Source organism: Labrys miyagiensis (assembly GCF_030160835.1).
In the GTDB taxonomy this organism is placed as follows: Bacteria; Pseudomonadota; Alphaproteobacteria; order Rhizobiales; family Labraceae; genus Labrys; species Labrys miyagiensis.
Genome location: NZ_BSPC01000008.1, coordinates 1 through 17,187, shown reverse-complemented (window position 1 = coordinate 17,187; position 17,187 = coordinate 1). Strand labels below are relative to the sequence as shown.

The 17,187-nt window shown below is 60.3% G+C and carries 18 protein-coding genes; 12 read left to right on the top strand and 6 right to left on the bottom strand.

Annotation, left to right across the window (positions count from 1 at the left end):
* Positions 1-4: 4 nt before the first annotated feature.
* The 6 genes from QQL24_RS05355 to QQL24_RS05330 all read right to left on the bottom strand — a co-directional run bounded on the left by QQL24_RS05355 (position 5) and on the right by QQL24_RS05330 (position 3,369).
* Positions 5-586, bottom strand: a complete 582-nt coding sequence (locus tag QQL24_RS05355; RefSeq protein WP_284310876.1) for a thermonuclease family protein — start codon at positions 584-586, stop codon at positions 5-7.
* Between the two features lie 65 nt (positions 587-651).
* Positions 652-1,386 (bottom strand): acyltransferase, encoded by a 735-nt coding sequence (locus QQL24_RS05350; RefSeq protein WP_284310875.1) that lies wholly within the window; start codon positions 1,384-1,386, stop codon positions 652-654.
* Position 1,387: 1 nt separating this feature from the next.
* Complete coding sequence (locus tag QQL24_RS05345) at positions 1,388-1,834, bottom strand: hypothetical protein (RefSeq protein WP_284310874.1); 447 nt, start codon at positions 1,832-1,834, stop codon at positions 1,388-1,390.
* A 41-nt stretch (positions 1,835-1,875) separates the two neighbouring features.
* Positions 1,876-2,370 (bottom strand): hypothetical protein, encoded by a 495-nt coding sequence (locus QQL24_RS05340; protein ID WP_284310873.1) that lies wholly within the window; start codon positions 2,368-2,370, stop codon positions 1,876-1,878.
* 109 nt (positions 2,371-2,479) lie between these two features.
* Entirely contained in the window at positions 2,480-2,743 is a 264-nt protein-coding gene (locus QQL24_RS05335) for a hypothetical protein (RefSeq protein ID WP_284310872.1), read from the bottom strand.
* A 149-nt stretch (positions 2,744-2,892) separates the two neighbouring features.
* The gene (locus tag QQL24_RS05330; protein WP_284310871.1) at positions 2,893-3,369 is read right to left on the bottom strand and encodes a hypothetical protein; all 477 of its coding nucleotides are present in this window, start codon (positions 3,367-3,369) and stop codon (positions 2,893-2,895) included.
* 97 nt (positions 3,370-3,466) lie between these two features.
* Here QQL24_RS05330 and QQL24_RS05325 point away from each other — a divergent pair, with 97 nt between their 5' ends.
* From QQL24_RS05325 to QQL24_RS05270, 12 genes are all read left to right on the top strand, one after another.
* Positions 3,467-4,474: a lytic transglycosylase domain-containing protein gene (locus QQL24_RS05325; RefSeq protein ID WP_284310870.1), complete on the top strand. Its 1,008-nt coding sequence runs from the start codon at positions 3,467-3,469 to the stop codon at positions 4,472-4,474.
* Positions 4,474-4,836, top strand: coding sequence for a TrbC/VirB2 family protein (locus QQL24_RS05320; protein WP_284310869.1), 363 nt, complete (start codon positions 4,474-4,476; stop codon positions 4,834-4,836). The genes QQL24_RS05325 and QQL24_RS05320 overlap by 1 nt, the downstream gene beginning before the upstream one ends.
* A gap of 5 nt (positions 4,837-4,841) precedes the next feature.
* Positions 4,842-5,144, top strand: a complete 303-nt coding sequence (locus tag QQL24_RS05315) for a VirB3 family type IV secretion system protein (protein WP_284310868.1) — start codon at positions 4,842-4,844, stop codon at positions 5,142-5,144.
* 10 nt (positions 5,145-5,154) lie between these two features.
* Positions 5,155-7,707 carry a VirB4 family type IV secretion/conjugal transfer ATPase gene (locus tag QQL24_RS05310; RefSeq protein WP_284310867.1) on the top strand — a complete coding sequence of 851 codons (2,553 nt, stop codon included), beginning with the start codon at positions 5,155-5,157 and terminating at the stop codon, positions 7,705-7,707.
* Positions 7,704-8,486, top strand: a complete 783-nt coding sequence (locus QQL24_RS05305) for a hypothetical protein (RefSeq protein ID WP_284310866.1) — start codon at positions 7,704-7,706, stop codon at positions 8,484-8,486. Before QQL24_RS05310 ends, QQL24_RS05305 begins: the two co-directional genes overlap by 4 nt.
* Positions 8,487-8,698: 212 nt before the next feature.
* Positions 8,699-9,430: a type IV secretion system protein gene (locus QQL24_RS05300; protein WP_284310865.1), complete on the top strand. Its 732-nt coding sequence runs from the start codon at positions 8,699-8,701 to the stop codon at positions 9,428-9,430.
* A gap of 203 nt (positions 9,431-9,633) precedes the next feature.
* Positions 9,634-10,680, top strand: coding sequence for a TrbL/VirB6 family protein (locus QQL24_RS05295; protein WP_284310864.1), 1,047 nt, complete (start codon positions 9,634-9,636; stop codon positions 10,678-10,680).
* A gap of 25 nt (positions 10,681-10,705) precedes the next feature.
* Positions 10,706-11,440 (top strand): VirB8 family type IV secretion system protein, encoded by a 735-nt coding sequence (locus QQL24_RS05290; protein WP_284310863.1) that lies wholly within the window; start codon positions 10,706-10,708, stop codon positions 11,438-11,440.
* Positions 11,437-12,207 carry a P-type conjugative transfer protein VirB9 gene (virB9, locus tag QQL24_RS05285; protein WP_348536429.1) on the top strand — a complete coding sequence of 257 codons (771 nt, stop codon included), beginning with the start codon at positions 11,437-11,439 and terminating at the stop codon, positions 12,205-12,207. Before QQL24_RS05290 ends, virB9 begins: the two co-directional genes overlap by 4 nt.
* A gap of 23 nt (positions 12,208-12,230) precedes the next feature.
* Complete coding sequence (virB10, locus tag QQL24_RS05280) at positions 12,231-13,490, top strand: type IV secretion system protein VirB10 (RefSeq protein ID WP_284310862.1); 1,260 nt, start codon at positions 12,231-12,233, stop codon at positions 13,488-13,490.
* Positions 13,453-14,523: a P-type DNA transfer ATPase VirB11 gene (gene virB11 / locus QQL24_RS05275; protein WP_284310861.1), complete on the top strand. Its 1,071-nt coding sequence runs from the start codon at positions 13,453-13,455 to the stop codon at positions 14,521-14,523. Before virB10 ends, virB11 begins: the two co-directional genes overlap by 38 nt.
* A complete protein-coding gene (locus tag QQL24_RS05270) occupies positions 14,520-17,126 on the top strand; it encodes a type IV secretory system conjugative DNA transfer family protein (protein WP_284310860.1) in 2,607 nt (868 codons plus the stop codon). The genes virB11 and QQL24_RS05270 overlap by 4 nt, the downstream gene beginning before the upstream one ends.
* The last annotated feature ends 61 nt before the right edge of the window (positions 17,127-17,187 follow it).

Below are 17,187 nucleotides of genomic sequence, written 5' to 3'. Positions count from 1 at the left end.
CTCGTCATTTAGACGCGTTCACCGCATTGAACAAGATTGCGTTTGGATCCTGCAGGTCCTGCGCTGCCCAGAGCCCCACCTTGGCATTCTTCGCCGCTGCTTCTGCAACAATATATGGCGTGTAGACTGGCTTTCCCGCGAGAGTGAAAGCCGCGAAAGCGTAGCCCTGCGTGATCATGATGGTCCCAAGATCGAGATTGTTGGCCCCGACATGCGCGGTACAAACCACGAGAATAGTGGCCGGCTCGCTCTCAGCCGTGCCGTTGATCTGGGCGATCGGCGTGCAGGCCGGACGGGTGTCTTTTATAAGCGCACCCAGCATGACGGCTGAAGCCTCCCCGCAATCCAGCCTTGCGCCGGCGGGGTTGGTGTACTGCGTCCCTCGAATGCAAGACTGCACGCCATAGAGGCGCATTTGCAGACCATTTTGCTGCCAGGTGTCGCCCGTGATGAGCGTGACGCCGCTCTGCGGTACCGCGAAGGGCTGAGCCGGTTCACCCTGGGCCTGCATCGGCATACCGGCGATCAAGCCAAGGCATGCAAGCAAAGTGGGCAGGGCAGGGGGACGGACATGCGTGAAATCCATGGAAACGTCCGACAAAAACGTGGCGTGGTCAGTCGACAGGGGGAAGGGCTAGACGGCATCAGCAGTCAGACCGTTCCAACTGGAACAATCATGTCACTGGAGCTGACTGCGGGGATGTTGCCGGTGGGAGTGGTGGTCGTGCTCGTCGCAAGATCGCCGCCACCGACCATGCAAGCGCCACCGTCAGCGGTCTGCGCAGTGAAGCAACTGACGTCGTAACCGGAACCGGATATTAGATAGCTGCAAACGCTCGTACCGTTGCCGTCCCTGGTGCCGGGAGCATTGCAGTTGAAGTCCGAATTCACGAAATTCGCGAGCTTACCATTGGAGGCGCACCCGAACTGGCAAGCCTTCAAAATCGAGGATTGGGTTAGCGTGGCGCACTGGCCGCCGTAACAAACTTGCTGGCCCACCGCTGATGTCAGACCGTTCTTCGAGGCTTGGTTCCAATTGTTTTGCTCATATTGGGTCCACGCAGCAACCTGTGCGGAGGGATCGCTCTCGAACTGTTGGGGCGTACCGCTGTAATACTGGCTAAAGGTGCCCCCTGTCACTGACCCCTTGGCTGAGCAGAATTGAAAGGCCCCATAGCACGTTACACCGTTGACCGTGGGCGAGGTGCTGTTGAAATTGCCCTCGCTCTTGCTCACCGCGGCGGCGTAATCGGCGCAGTTCGCTGGCATGCCGGCCTCGGCAATGCTCGTCGCGCTCTGGCCGGCCCATGCCGTCGTCGCGAGGAACATCGATGCGAGTGCCAGCGCGTCAAAGATGACGCGCACAGATTGATGGAGACGACGCATTTCAAGGGGCTCCCACATCATACTTGCCGGTGAAACCGTTGGCGGAGTCGTCGACTTCCTCGGTCGTGATCGTCTTGAAGGTCGCTGAGAGGGTCGCCGTGCCGCCCATGACGAGCGACGGGTTCGCGACAATCTTCCAGCCGCCATCCTTGCTCTTGAAGGCGAGCACCGCCTGGCAGTCACTCTGCGGCGAGCACTGGTTGTCGAGCATGGAGAGAATCCACTCGCCCGTGGGAGTCTTGAGCGTCGCGGTGTAGATGCTGGGAAGGTGCGGAGGGTTACCGAACGGGGAGAAGTCGCTTGGCTTCCAAAGGCCGTCAGGATCGTGGCTGACATTGGCGTGAGCGAGCGTCGGCGTCAGGTGAAAGGCTTTGCTCTCCGCGGCCTGGGTCGGCGTGAAACCGCACAAGGTGGCCGCAAAGGCGAGGGCAGGGGGGATACAGCGCATGGGTTAACTCCTTGGAATTGCCTAAGTGGCGCCGACTGGCGTTACGGCACCAACTGTTTGTCGAGGGAGATGATCTCAGAACAGCCGGGCACCGGCTCGTGGTTGACGATCACACCGGTTTTGAAGGATCGCGCGCCGATGTCGTATGTCGCATAGCTCACGCTATTCGAAGGGTCGCCACTCGTGGGGGCGTTCAACTCGAGGAAGCATCCCATACGGCCCGCCGCCGTGGTGACCGCACCTGCCTCATAGATGGCGATCTTGAGAGGACAGAATTTTATGGAGGCGTTGTCCGCGGCAATGTCTGTCTTCGCGGTGCAGCCGGTCGAGGTGTCCAGCAGCGAGAGCACCGCGACGCGCTGAGTGTCGCGTACCACGAAGTGGACTTCGGTGGCGGGCGCATGTCCGCCGGTGTATTGCGTGTCGCCTTGATCCGAATAGGCCTTGTCGTTGGCAGCAATTTCATTGTGCCAGAGCTCGGCATAAGGAGCCGCGTCTGGTGCTGGAGGCGACTCTCCAAGGTTCGAGTAGATCATGGGGCGCCAGTCATCGGGCCGCGACGAATTCTGCGCCCGGGCATGCGTCGATGCGAGCAAGAGGCCGGCAATCAAAGGGAGAGTCAAACGTCTTGGCAAGGCTATCCCCTCAGCTATTGCGCCGCGGACCTGCGACCGCGCGGATGAGGCGAAACACGATCTGGGAGACGAGCCAGCCTGTGATGGCCGTGATCAGGACGGACCAGCCCAGGTGCTGCCATGTCGCCTTGGCGCGATACCCCGCGATGACCCAATCCACGCCCGCGAAGATAAAGAAAATCGCAAGACCAACGAGCAGGACCGCCATGATGACCATGACGAGCCAGTCGCCTTCATTGACGAGACGAACGTTCTGGGCCGGGCGAAACATCATCGACATCTCCTTTTGAAGTGGGTGAACGGTAAGGTCCGTCCCGTCCCTCGTTCGCGGGCGAGCCAATCTCAAGGGCGACACGGTCTTGAAATTATTGCCGAGTGTGGTCGAGACGACCGCCAAGCACCTTTGCGCACGGCCATGCGTTTTCAGGATCCGTGCAGGGCAAACCAGAAGGTGAAAGGGGCCCGCCCCGGCGTTGAGATCTCAACGTTGTAAGGATCGGACCGCGTCGGTCTTGCTGTCGCGCTGACAGCTACCGTCGGTCCCTCATTTCGGAAGCCACCGACGATTGTCGTAACTTGCCCACACAGATTGCCGTTTCCATTGGGCTGCCATTCCTCGCCGCCGCTCGAGGAGTTATCGACCATGGTCCCCGCGACAGTGCCTTCGGGGCAGGGCAGATAGGGCTGATAGTTAAGGCCCCCGACCTCGCCGCCCTCGGGACAAGACGGCCACGGGTCGCCCTTGCCGAGCATCTCGAACAGCTTTTCCATCTTCGGCACGCAGGCGGGAATGCCCGACCAACTCGGATTCACGGCCGCGGCACATAGGAGGACATAGCACCCAAGGGAGGCATCCTGCGCATTCACAGGGGCGGGCGCGACGCCAATCAGGAAGGCCATTCCGATTCCTGTAAGGAGGCTTGGAACGGGCTTAAGATCGCGCGGGGATCGGTGGTTGAGGCGAGGAAAATTCACGGTGTGAACTCCGCAATTTCACTTGATCATCAATCATAACGTCATATATGTTGCGACACAATCATTTTTGCAGTGCTTCGGACCGTATCACCGTGACGATTTTAATCACGAAGCACTTTATATGACGCGTTGGAGCTTGGGGTACATGGGAAGTCGGTATGCCGCAATGTTGTCGGGGGTGGCGCTCTTGGGGGCTGCCGCGATGCAGTCCGCATCGGCGGATGAAGCAAACCCACCGGTGGCAGCGCTTGGCCCCGTCAATGTGACGGTAGTCGAAGGTGCAAGTGAAACCACACGAGAAACAGCGCGAGCGAATGTTGCCGCTCAGAACGACCAGAATGGCATCAGTAAGGCAATTCTCGGGTCCGATACGCGGAGGCAATTGGGCTCAAGCCCGCTTGTGGTGGACATCAAATATCGCGCCCCGGATGGCCCGCGCTGCCCGGATGGCAACGTCCCCGCCGATACCATCAAGGAGATGATCCAGTCGGAGGCACAAGCGCAGGGCGTTGACGCCAAGCTCGCGCTGGCCATCGCCGAAAAGGAAAGCGATTGGGGTCAAAACAACAATTCGGATGCTGGCGCGCGCGGCCCCATGCAGCTGATGCCGGACACGGCCGCGCAATATCGCGTGAGCGATATTTGCGACGCGGCGCGGAACATCAAGGGCGGGATCACCTTCCTCAAGGATCTCGACACGGAGTTCGGCGGCAACGTGTTTCTAATACTGGCAGCCTATAACGCCGGGCAAGAGGCCGTCTATAAGGCGCGAGGCGTGCCCGCCTACCGCGAAACCGTCAATTACGTCGCGACCGTGGCCAATGCTTACTATGGCTACGACAATGCTTTGCAGCGCGGCAAAGGAGTACCGGTGGGCTCGGGCCATGTCGTGCCGATCTCCGATACGCAAGGAGCCAAAGCCGAGAGCCAAGGCATCCTCCTCATCAACCAGCCATCGACCGAAAAGCCGACCAATCCATGGATTGGCGGAACGGTCCTCTACGTAGGTAACACCGGAGACGGAAACTGATGAAGTTGAAAGATAAATTGGTGAAGGCGATTGCACGGCCCCGCCAGGCGGCCATCTTGCCGCTAGCTTTGGCCGGGACGCTGTTGACGTTTCAGGTGAACAGCGCCCTGGCGCAGACGGTCGGCGGCGGGGCGGCAGGCATCGCCCAACCGATCATCACCATCCTCCAACAAATCCAATCCGTCATGCTGGGCCCGCTGGGGGTCTCGGTATTTGTCATAGGCCTGATTGCGATCGGCATGGCTTGTTTGCGCAGCGTGATCCCGTGGGGATGGCTCGTCGCCTATTTCGTCGGCTCGGCCATCGCGTTCGGCGCGCCCGAGATCGTGAGCACCATTCAATCCGCCGTCGGCGGCGGCTGACGGTCATGGCTTACCAACCGGACGCCGTCCTCAAGATCTCGCCGCTTGTCGTCCCACTGACAAGGCCGACGATGATGTGGGGTGTTCCCAGAGGTGCCTTCATCGCACAGGGGATGGGTGTCACCACGGTCTTCGTGGTCTCCCATCACCTTGCGATGTTCCTCTGGTTCATCATCACTCACCCCATTTTGTACATGCTGACCATTCGTGATCCGTATTTCGTCGAAATACTGAGGGTGAAGCTCACGAAAACGATGCCTGTCCGGAACAAAGCGTTCTGGGGCGCGAACTCCTTCTCTCCTGACTAGGCTTGCTTCTATGACGCTTGCAAAGAACGTTCGAACCTCATTGGCCTATGGCGCGGAGCTTGGCCGCGAGGCGAAAGTCGCCGACCACGTACCTTATACGCGCCATGTCGATGAGAGGACGTTGCGCACCAAAGACGGCATGCTTGTTCAAATCCTGAAGATCGAAGGCTTTTGCCACGACACGGCGGACTACTCGACGATCGACCAGATGGCGGAGTACCGCAACACCTTCCTCCGGGCGCTCGGTGACAGCCGGTATGCGGTTTATGCGCATATCATTCGTCGTAGTGTTCCCACGCACATGCCAGGCGAATTCAAGAATCCCTTCGCCAGGTTGGTGAACGAGCGCTACATGGATTCACTCAAGGACAAGCGCCTTTACATCAACGATCTCTATTTCACGGTGCTCCGAAAACCCAGCTTCCGCGGCAAGGTGGGCTTTGCCGACAACATTTTTCGGTTCTTCGGCCGCCATTCTGGCGCCACCGGGGACAATGAAGAGGCTGAAGCCCTCAAGGAACTGACGCAGCACGTTGCCGCATTCGAAACCGACATGCGCCGGATTGGCGCCCGCGTGCTGAGAATCATCAAGGAAGTCAGCATCGAGCGCGTCGGCTTAGTCGAGTTCATCGACGTGAAGGATCTGGAGGAAGTTGAAGGAGAGGCGACCGCCAGCCGCGAAACGGGCGGTGAAAAGCGCCTTTACCGTTTCCGATCCGAGCCTGTGGAGTTCCTGGCGCAGCTCCTCAACGGCGGCGTGCCGATGGTCATGCGCTTGCCGCGCATGCCGCTCAACGAATATATTCCAACCAGGCGTGTGACTTTTGGCAAGCGGGAACTGGAACTCCGCGGCCCAGCCGACACGGGCACGCGGTTCGGCGGCTTCATCGGCGTGCGTGAGCTACGCGGCGAGACCTTTGCCGGCGTCTTTGACGCCATGCTGAAAATCCCCGGTGAATTCATCGCAACCCAGTCCTTTGCCCTGAGCGACCGCGCGGAGGCGATCCAGCACATCAACCTCGTCGAGAGGCAGCTCGCCTCATCCGACGAACGCGACACCGTGTTGGTGAGCCACATGCGCACCGCCCGTGACGAAGTGGCGAAAGGCGAAGGGGTCAACGGCTTGTACCACCTGACGGTGATGGGACTGGGGAACACGCGCGCCGAGCTGGAAAAGGCAGTCCAGCTGCTGACGAAGGTCGTGACGAACCAAGGCGTCGTGCCCGTGCGCGAGGACCTTAATCAAGAGGGGTGCTTTTGGGCTCAATTGCCGGGCAACTTCGAATATATCGCGCGCCGAATGACGATTTCGTCAGCCAATTTCGTCGGGTTCGCTTCATTCCACAACTACGCGGTCGGCAAGCGTGAGGGCAATCACTGGGGACCGGCGATATCGCTCCTCATGTCGAAGAGCCAATCGCCCTACTACTTCAATTTCCACGTTCGCCAGCTCGGCAACTTTTCGGTCATTGGGCCATCCGGCTCGGGCAAAACCGTGGCGCTCTCCTTTCTCTCGTCGCAGGCGATGCGGGTCAATCCGCGCCTCGCCTTCTTCGACAAGGATAGGGGCGGGGAGGTCTTCATCCGAGCCATGGGCGGCCAATATGAAGTCTTGCAGCCGGGCAAGCCCACCGGCTTCAATCCCCTTCAGGTCGATGACACGCCAGCCGACCGGGATTTCGTGACGCAGCTGATCAAGCTCTTGGTCCGTCCCCGCAACGAGGGACGGCTGACGGTCGAAGAGGAACGCATCGTCGAGCGAGCGGTGGATCAGCTCTTTCAATATCCCAGGCGTGAGCGGCGCATGGACATGGTGCCGGAACTGCTGAGTGGCAGCCAGAAGGCGCACAGCGACGACATCGCGGCCCGCTTCGAGATCTGGCTCACCGACAGGGGCTGGCTGTTCAACAACGACGTTGACAGATGGGACAACGAGAACGGCATTGTGGGCTTCGACCTCACGACGATTCTAGATGACGAGGACACCCGATCGGCGGCGCTGTTCTACATCTTCCATCGCCTGGAAGGCATGGTCGACGGTAAGCGTCCCTTCATGCTCTTCATTGACGAGGGCTGGAAAGTCCTCGGCGATGAGCGCTTCTCGGCCAAGCTGAACGATAAGCTCAAGACCATTCGTAAGCTTGTCGGCTTGGTTGGGTTTGGCACGCAGTCGGCCAAGGACGTCATCAGCGCGAAGATCGCTCACACCCTGTTGGAACAGACCTCCGTCAACATATTCTTCCCAAACGTCAAAGCCGATGCGTCGAGCTACCAATCCTCGCGCGATGCCAATGGGCAAGAAAACGGGGGGTTCAAGCTTACGGACACCGAATTCAACTGGGTTCGGACGGCGCTGCCGGAGTCCCGCGAGTTCCTGATCCGATCCGAGCATGACTCGGTCATCGCCAAGCTCGATCTTTCGATGATGCCCGACCTGGTCAAGGTCATGTCGGGAACGGTTGAGTCAGTGGAGGAGTGCGCTCGCCTGCGCGCCCGGTACGGCGAACAGCCCGATCAATGGCTTCCCTATTTCTGCGGCTGGAAAAAGGAGGCTACTCCATGAGAACGCTTCTCGTTGCGCTCGCGACCACGACATTGTTGGCCGCACCGGCATTCGCTCAGGGTGTACCTATCAGCGACGCGCAGCGGCTCACCAAGGAAGTCGGCATCGCCAACTGCATGCGGAAGGCAGCATCCGCCAACCAGTCCACTGTGTCGCCCTCGCAGGGCACGACCCGCAGCTTGACCACGCCAGGAGCGGCAGGGCAGTCGGCTCAAGTCGGCACGCAATCGGTCGCCGGAAGTGCGGTTGATGGCTCCGGCGCGGCCTTGGGAGTGAATACCACGTCGGTAGGCGGCCTCGACCTCGCCTCGCTGCTGCAGGTCCCGAACAGCATCAGCTCCCTGCAGACTGGCACCTTCGCCCAGGTGCTGAACGCGACGGACCTCGTAGCGACAGCGCTGCAGAGCAACGCCTCGACTGAGCAACAGGTTCAGGGCGTAATCGGCTCTGCCCAGGGCGAACAGGCCGCTTTCGACCAGAATACCGCGGCACGCATCGCCTCCGCCTCGGTCTGGAATCAGGCGATCCAGACCGCAAACAACATGCTCGCCCTCCAGACCATGAGGCTGAACGGGGAACTTGCCGCGCGGGCCAAGGCAGCCACCGTGACGTCGTTCACGCCGCCAACGAGCGCATCAAAAGGCACTCCTGGCACAGGTAGCATCGGCCTGCAGGCCCCGGGCAACTCCTTCAGCCCGCCCGGCCTGACCACTGCGGTAAATCCGAATGACACGACAACCGCGGATCTTCCCGACAACGTCATCGTGAACGGCAACTAGGGGGCACACCTATGAACCAACGAGAAGTCAATTGCCTCTCGCTCGGCCTGGCGATCGGTCTTTCTAAGTCGGGCGCAGAGGTTTTTGCCCAAGGCATCCCTATCATGGACGTAACCCACCCGCGACAGGATCCAGACAAGCCAGCACCCGCGCGGGGTGGGCGCGCCTTTCCAACCAAGGCGACAGCCCGATGGCAGCCAGAAGTCCAAGCCATGAAATCTTTGAAAAGGGCCTTCCTCCGCCTAAGCGTTGCGATCGGCGCATTCTTGATCACCGCCGGGGCTGCGTTTGCCCAGGGTGTGCCCGTCATCGACAACGCTGTGCTCACCCAGGCGACGCAGACGGCGGGCAACACGTCGCAGATCATGAACTCGAACCAGCAGATTCTGCAGACCGTCAATAAGACGCTTGCGGCTCTGACGGGGAACCGCGCGACCGGCGATCTGTCTCAAGCGGCGCTCGGCTCCGGCTTTAATTTGGGAGGGGCCCCGAGCTTTAGCGCGCTGCTGCAGGGCGGCATGTCCTGGGGCAATCTTGGCCAATATGGTACGCAGGCGACCACCATCTTGAATGCACTTAATCTCGTGAAGAGCTTGAGCGGCAATATCGGCAACCCTACCGGCCAGGACAAGGCCTATTCGGCCGCTGTGAATACAGCCGCGGCGTTGACCGCGATGATTTCCGGCTCGCAAGCCAGCGCGGCATCCCGTACACAATCCTTCCAGGCGGCTGCGCAGCAGATCGGCACCGCCATCGACGTCAAAGGCAGTGTCGATCAGAATTCGCAGCTGCAGGTGCAAACCGGCCTCACGATCAACGAGTTGATCGGCGTCCTGAATGCCAACAACGCCGCGATTAATGCCCAGCAAGCGCAAGATCTCGCCGCGCAGGCGGCACAGGCCCGCGTCAACAACTTCACGCCGTACAATGGTGGCGCCCAGTAATGCGGCGTCTCTTTGTCACAATCGCAGTCGCAGCGCCGCTCATGTCGCTCGGGGCCTGCTCGCATGCCGATCTCACTGCACCCTGCTCAGCTTCGATCGCCTCCGTGCGGTTTGCGTCTATCTCGAACAGCGGCGCGAAGGGGCAGTTTGGCCACCGATGCGGGCCGATGCGTCCGATCAACTGGTAACCAAAGGCTCGACCCGTGAACGCATCGGATATCTTCGGCACGATTTTCGGACAGGTCGACGCCCTTGGCCTGGCGATTGTGCAATCGCTCTATCAGGCACTTGCCGGCCAGCTTGGCCAGGCGTTCTGGGCAGCTGCGACGCTATGGATCATCTGGTGGGGCTACGAGATGATGTGGGGCAAGGTCGGCGTCACCGCTGGCGTTTTCATGACACGTGTTCTGAAGCTGATGGCGATCTACACCATGGCGTTCCAATGGGCGACCTACAGCACCCTTGTCGCCACAGCCTTCGAGAAATTACCCGACAGCATTGCCAACGCCGTCTGCTCAGCCTCCGGAAGCACGGCATGCGGCAACGGCGCCTCGGGTGTCGCGGGCAATCTCGATGCGATCTGGTCGGCGGCGGAAGCGGCAAATCTGTCCATCAGCTCACAGGCGAGTTATCTGAGCGGCTGGGGCTTGATCATTCTGGGCTACATCATCCTGATCGTGACCGGCCTGATGTTGGTCGTCGCCGCCGGCCTGATCATCCTGACAAAGATCGCCTTGTATCTGTTACTGGCGCTCGCGCCGATCTACGTTTCGATGGCCCTGTTCCAAATGACCTCTTCGATGTTCAACGGGTGGATGACGCTGCTCTTTCAAACGGGCTTGGTCTTGCCGTCGATCGTCTACGGGATCCTCGGCGTCATGATCAAGGTTGACCAATCCTTTCTCGCCAATCTCCAACAGGGGTCGGCGAACGGGGCCACTCCGAACATGGACTTGATCGGCCCCTTCCTGTTGGTGGCCGGCGCCTCGGCCTACCTGTTGGTGCGTTCCGAAAGCATTTCTCACGCTATCGCCGGCGGCGCCCGCCTCGATGCGACGGGCTTCGTCAATTACTTCAAGCGCGCGGCGGCGACGGCCGCCGGCCTCGGCGCAGTTGCGGCGGTCAGCGGTGTGGGCATCGCGGCGGCGGCATACCGAAACCACCCGAACAACCCAAACAATCAGACAAGTCCCTACGCTGGCAATCGAAGCGCGGCCCTGGAGTCCGCCGTTCGAGAAGCGCGCTCCTAGCCCACCCGTTCTGAGGCAAAATTGAATGTTCAAGGCGTCCGCGAAATCGGCGCAGGGGTCGCTCATTGACTCGCGCTACTACACCCAAGGTGAAGCCTGGGAGAAATCCACCTATCGCATGATCAAGGCGCGAGGCGCGGTCTGGCGGCTCACGGCCCTGTTGAGCATGGTGGCCAATATCCTCCTCGGCCTTGCGTTGATGCTGCTGATCCCCACGCAGCACACCGAGGTCACGGTGTTCGAAGTCGACCACACCACCGGCTATCTTCATCTCGTTCAGCCGCTCGAGGAGACCCGGGCGCTGAAAGACAACGAAGCTGTCACGGCCTCGAACATCGTCCAATTCATCAACGCGCGGGAGACTTATGACCCCCACCAGATCGCGTTCAACAACAACAAGGCGTTGCTGTTCTCGTCGGCGGGCGCGGCAGCCGACATCAAGGCCTTGTGGGACAGCACCAATCCCAAGAATCCACAGAGGCTGTACGGGCAAAGTGGTTCCGTCACTGTGGGAATCGAGAGTCTCAATTTTCTGAACGCGGAAACGGCCCTGGTGCGCTTCACCACGACGGTGATCACGCAAGGCGGACCCCCGGCTGGCCTCACATACTACTGGTCCGCGAACGTCCGCTTCAGGACGACAAACGCCCCAATGCGCATGGACTACCGCATGGTCAATCCCACCGGCTTCCAGGTCACCGATTATCGCCGCGACCAGGAGCGTGTCGCGCCCGTCGTGAACAAGGATGCCGCCCCGTGAAACCCGCGTTGAGACTTGCAACGGGAATCATCGTCGCCAGCGTGAGCTTGAGCCTACTGCTCTGCGGTGCCGCCCTGGCAGAGTCGGATCCCCGTTCTGTCCGAGCCGATCCACGCATACGAACAGTGGCCTTTCAAAAGGACAACGTCGTCCAGGTCCTAGGGATGATGGGCGTCGCCACCATGATCGAGTTCAACGCAGACGAGCGGATCGCCACCGTCAGCATGGGCGACACCGTTGCCTGGCAGGCGGTGCCGGACCAGACCCACGAATTCCTGTTCATCAAGCCGCTGCGAGCCAACGCCGTCACCAATCTGAACGTCGTGACCACGAAGCGGGTCTACACCTTCATGCTGCATGGCGACCCACCCGGCAACACGCGGCGCGCGGTGATCAAGCTGCGCTTCAACTACCCCGAGGAAGCCAGCGACGCCCAATTGCTCCCGAAAGCAGAGGCGATGGCCGCCAACCCCAATCTGGCGGCAGCGCAGTCCGATCCGAGCAAGCTGAACTACGACTACGGCTACAAGGGCAGCTTGGAAAACAAGCCAACCGCCGTCTTCGACAACGGCGTGAAGACGTTCTTCCAATTCCAGACGGGCAAGGACAGCCCTGGCATCTTCCTGGTCAAGGGCGACAATTCCGAGACCCTGATCAACTATCACCGGGAAGGCGACTACGTCGTCGTCGACAGGGTCAACAAGCAATGGACCCTGCGCAACGGCTCGGTGACGACCTGCGTCTTCAATCAAAAAATCGATCGCTAGCGGCGAGTAGGGCAGTTCCTCAAATGACGAACAATATGGATTTTGAGCACGAGGCCGGCATCGACGAGAGCGTGGTTCCGGCGCACGGAAATCGGCGCAACAGGCGCTTCCAGATGACGCTTATTGCTGTTGTCCTGGGCGTCCTGGCCGCGGTCTATTATTTCTCCTACCTCAAGCAAGGCTTCAATTCGCAAGCTCCAAAGCAGGAAGAATTCAAGACAACGCAGCTCGATCAGGATTATTCCTTCAATAATCCTTCGGGCAAATCGGACAACAGGCTGGTGATCGCGCCGCCCCCGCCCGAGCCGCCCAAGCCTGTCGTATCCGTGGTCGCGCCCGCGGCTCCGGTTGTGGTTGCTCCTGTCCCGCCGGTCGACGATGGCACCGCCAAGCGCAGAGCGGAGGAAGAAGCGGAGATGAAGCGCCGGCTGGAATCGCCGATGATCGTTGTGGGCGGGCAGGGCGGTGTAAGTGCGGCGCCCGAAGGAGCCGGTGGTCTCGGTAATACTAGTGGCGATGGGAGTGGCGGCGTCTCGGACTACAAGGAAGACGATCCGAATAGGCGCTTTGTGAGCGCCATGTCCTCGCAGGCCGTCGAAACGGTGCAGGCGTCGCAGAACAAGCGCATCGACGCGCTTATCCCGCAAGGGACGATCATCCGTGGCGTGTTGGAAACCGCCATCCAATCGGATCTGCCGGGCATGGTCCGGGCGAAGCTGTCAGAGGACGTTTATTCCTTCGACGGGCGCCGCGTGCTGCTCCCACGCGATACCATGCTCACCGGCACTTACCGGTCCGGCATAGCGCGAGGGCAAACTCGGATCCTGATTATTTGGACGCGAGCGCTGCGGGCTGACGGCACGTCCGTCGCGTTGGGATCCTACGGCACCGACGATCTCGGTCGCTCGGGCCTGTCGGGTGAGGTTGACAACCACTATCTTGAGCGGTTCGGCTCCGCCGCCGCGCTCTCGATCATCGGCGGCGTCAGTTCCTTCATCGCCGGGCTTAACATTCATGGCCAGAGTGAGAGCGGCTCCTCGAGCAACTCCCCAGGCTACCAAGCCCAATCTCAGGCTCAGCAGTCCATTTCGCAGACCATGAGCGACATGGCGAATACGGCGCTGCGCGATTCCATCAACATCCCTCCCACCATCAACGTCGACCAGGGCACGCCGATCGCCGTCTTCATTCAGCGCGATCTCGTCTTCTCAAGTCTTTACGAAAGTCCGGTCAAGGAAGCGCTCGATGAGCTGCGTCGAAACAAGTACGCCCGCTCCAAGTGAATATCCCTGGAACGACATGGCACCCGGCCTGCGCGCTGCTGCCGAACCTATCCGGCAGTGGCTCGAAGATCCGGATGTCCTCGAAATCATGTGTAATCGGCCTGGCGAGATTTTCGTTGAAAAGCTCGGCGCCGAGCAGATGCTTCGCTTCGAGATCCCGGCGCTCACCAGGGAAGCCATCGAGAAACTTGCCCACCGCGTTGCCCACCACAGCAGCCAGCATGTGAACAACGAGACGCCGCTGCTGTCGTCGGACATGCCCAATGGCGAACGATTTCAGGCCGTGTTGTGGCCGGCAGCGCCGCGCGGCGGGGCGTTCACGATCCGCAAGCAAGTCATCAGGGAGATGAGACTTGAGGAATACCTCGACCGCGGCGGCTTCGACAATGTGAAGATCACCGGCCCCCACCACGTCATTGCCGAAACCATCACACCGCAGGATCGTGAATTCATAGCGATTCTGAAGGGTGATCGTCCCCGCGACCGGCTGGAAGCCGTGCGCTACGCCTTCAACCAGGGCATCACCAATATCATCAGCGGGGGCACGTCGAGCGGTAAGACGACCCTCTTTAATGCAGCCATGAAGGAGATTCCTCAATGGGAGCGTTTCGTAACCATGGAAGACACGCCCGAGCTGAGGCCTTGGCAGCCCAATTGGGTTCAGTTGATTGCATCGAAAGGCGACCAGGGCCGCGCGAAAGTTCAGATGCCCCAGCTCCTCGAGACAGCGATGCGATTGAGGCCTGACCGGCTTTTCATGGGGGAAGTCCGCGGCGCCGAAGCTTTTACTTATCTCCAGGCGCTGAACACCGGTCATTCGGGGTCCTCCGGGACCACTCATGCGAACAATCCGTGGGGGGCTTACGAACGCCTGGCAATGGCGGCGCTCATGGCGAACATGAACATGCCGAAGGCTGACCTGATCGAATTCGCGCGATCCGTCATTCCGCTGGTGTTCCAGATCAATCGCTCGCCCGCCGGTAGGCGAGGCATGACGGAAATCTATTTCAGCAAGTGGGAAATGGCCGCATGAGCAGGCTGTTGATAATCCTGGGACTGGTCGCTGGCGCCGTCGTGCTTGCCGCGATCGGGGTCTTCCTCGGCAGTCTATGGTCGCTCAATTACGCCGTCGCCTATTACGCCACTTTCAGATCATGGGCGGTCTATACCGCTTATGCCCATGGCGACTATCTGCTGCCAATAAGGCAAGCTGAACAATACGGCTCGGATGCGCGCATCCATCACATTGTGGGGGTGGCTTGCCTTACCCTGGCCGTCGAACTGGGGGCCATAAGCCTGTTTGCAATCATCCTCCTCTTCCGTCCCTTCAATGCAAAGCCGCCGGCGGGCGGTGCTCGTATGGCCTCGCGCAATGATCTGCGGAGGGCCGGGTTGCTCGACGGCATTCGAGGAAAAAGCATCCTGCTCGGCCGGATCGGCAGGCAGGACGTGCGCTACTCGGGTGACAGCCACTTTTTTGTCAATGGTCCCACCCGGACCGGTAAGGGCCGCGGCTTCGTGCTGACCAACCTTCTCGAATGGGACGGATCCGCGATCGTCCTCGATGTGAAGCAGGAAAATTGGCTTCTCACCGGTCCCGCGCGCGTGGCGATGAACCAGAAGGTCTATCTGTTTGCGCCGGGCACGGCGGAATCTCACCGCTGGAACCCGCTCGACTTTATCCGCCCCTGGCCAGAGCGCGCCACTGATCTGACCAACCTTTCCAAGACGATCGTGCCGTTGCCGGCGAAGGAATCGCAAACCATCTGGAAGGAGACTGCGCAGGGGTTGTTTGCCAGTGTCGTCGGTTACGTCCTTGACAGCAAGACCATGGCGGGTCGGAGGCATCTGCGCTCAGTGCTTCGCCTGTTCACCGGGGAGGATAAATTCTCCGACGTCTTGCGCAGGATCCTCAAGGAGGAGCCGGACCTAAACCCCTTCATCCTTGACGGCTTCCGGTTGCACCTGGCGCGGGAGGCAGAGCAGCGGCTTTCCTTCGAAGGCAATATCGTCACGCCGATGTCGCCATGGAAAAACGCGCTGATTGCCGCGGCGACGAGTGCCAGCGATTTTGACATTCGCGAGCTGCGACGCAAGCCCTTTTCGATCTTCATTGGCGTGCCCGTGAGCGACTTTGGCACGGCCGAGCCGATCATCCGGCTCATGATCCAGCAGATCCACGACATCATGCTCGCGCGTCTGCCCGATCCGGTAGAAGAGCCGCACAAGGTTCTGCTCATGCTCGATGAGTTCTATCAGTTCGAGCAGCTGCCGGAAATCGTCAAGCGGGCGCCGCTGGTTGCAGGTTTTGGCATCATCATCGTGGTGATCGCTCAAGGCATAACGCAAATCGACGATCGATACACCGCTGCTACCCGCAAAGCCTTCCTCGGCAATATGGAGGTCCGCCTCTACATCGGCGTGGGCGACGTGGAAACCGCCGATATCGTCTCCAAGGAAATCGGCAACCATTACGTGGAACGGGAAGGGTGGAGCAAACAACAAGGTGGCCGCTCTTCGTCAAGCGGGCGCTTTGAGTTTGTGCCGCTTCGGACCGTCGCCCAGATCACCGGCCTGTCTGATAAAAAGACGCTGCTCTATATTCGTAGCGTCGCCACAGCGGAATTGGCGAAGCTCAATTTTTATACCGACAAGGACTTTCTGAAGCGTCGCAAGGCAATCGAGGCTCGAAACCTCACATTGCCGGAGCCTAGCCTTGAGCTCCTGGGCGAGTGGCCCCTGTTCGAGGAACAGCCCGCTCCGCACGAAATGGAGCGCCTCCGCCCGGCCGCGGCGGCGCCGGGGGCCGCCGGAGCAGCTCAAGAGGGTCTGTCGCCCGATATCGTCAGCCGAGCCAGCGCGGTGTTTCGGCGCCCTGACAAATTTTTCAACTACGCGCGGCTGGCCCTGGCGGCGGCCGACCACCACCTCGTTGTTGCTCTCCTGAAGGGCCTGCGCACCAACCCGAGCGTTTATGGAGAATTGGCGCCCAGCCAACAGCGCGGAATGTTCAGGAAGGCCATTGAGCCCGGGACCGCGGCGGTCCAGGCCCTGCGCGAAGCGGTGATCGCGGCGCGACGCGCTGTCGTAGACGATCGCGCGCGACGCTACGCAACGGGAGAGATCCTGCAATCCGTGCCGGCTGTAGAGCCAATTGCATTGGCTGCTTCACCTAGCATTCAAGTGGGCGGCTCGGCTGCGGCGTCGCCGGCGCAGAGCACCATTGTCGCTCCCGACGCGCCCACAAGGAGGGCACCAGAGGGCGATGACGCGTTCGGCGGCTTGCCGGTCATGATCGAGGGAGCAGCCATTGTGGCGAGGCCGGCGACACTCTCTGAGGATACCGACACAGGCGCGATGCGAGCCGCGCTCCCAAGCGGCCCGGTTCCAGAGAGTCACCGCGATGAGGAAGCGATGAATATACATGAGATTGCAAGTAGCGCCTCTGAATTGTCCGCTATGGAGAGCATTGTTGATAGCGTTTCTGTGAATATGCGGGGCGACGCCGAAGGTTCCGACACCGAGAGTATCCAGCGTATACGCAGTTCCATTGCCTCCGTCCGCCGACTTATCGACACTGGACTGTCAGACGAGCCACGAATAGGGAGCATCGAGCCTGCGGGAGCTCTGTCTTAGCCTCTGTCTTAGCTCGATAGAGAAGTCCTTTTTTGTCCCCGTTAGAAATGTCACTTCGAGC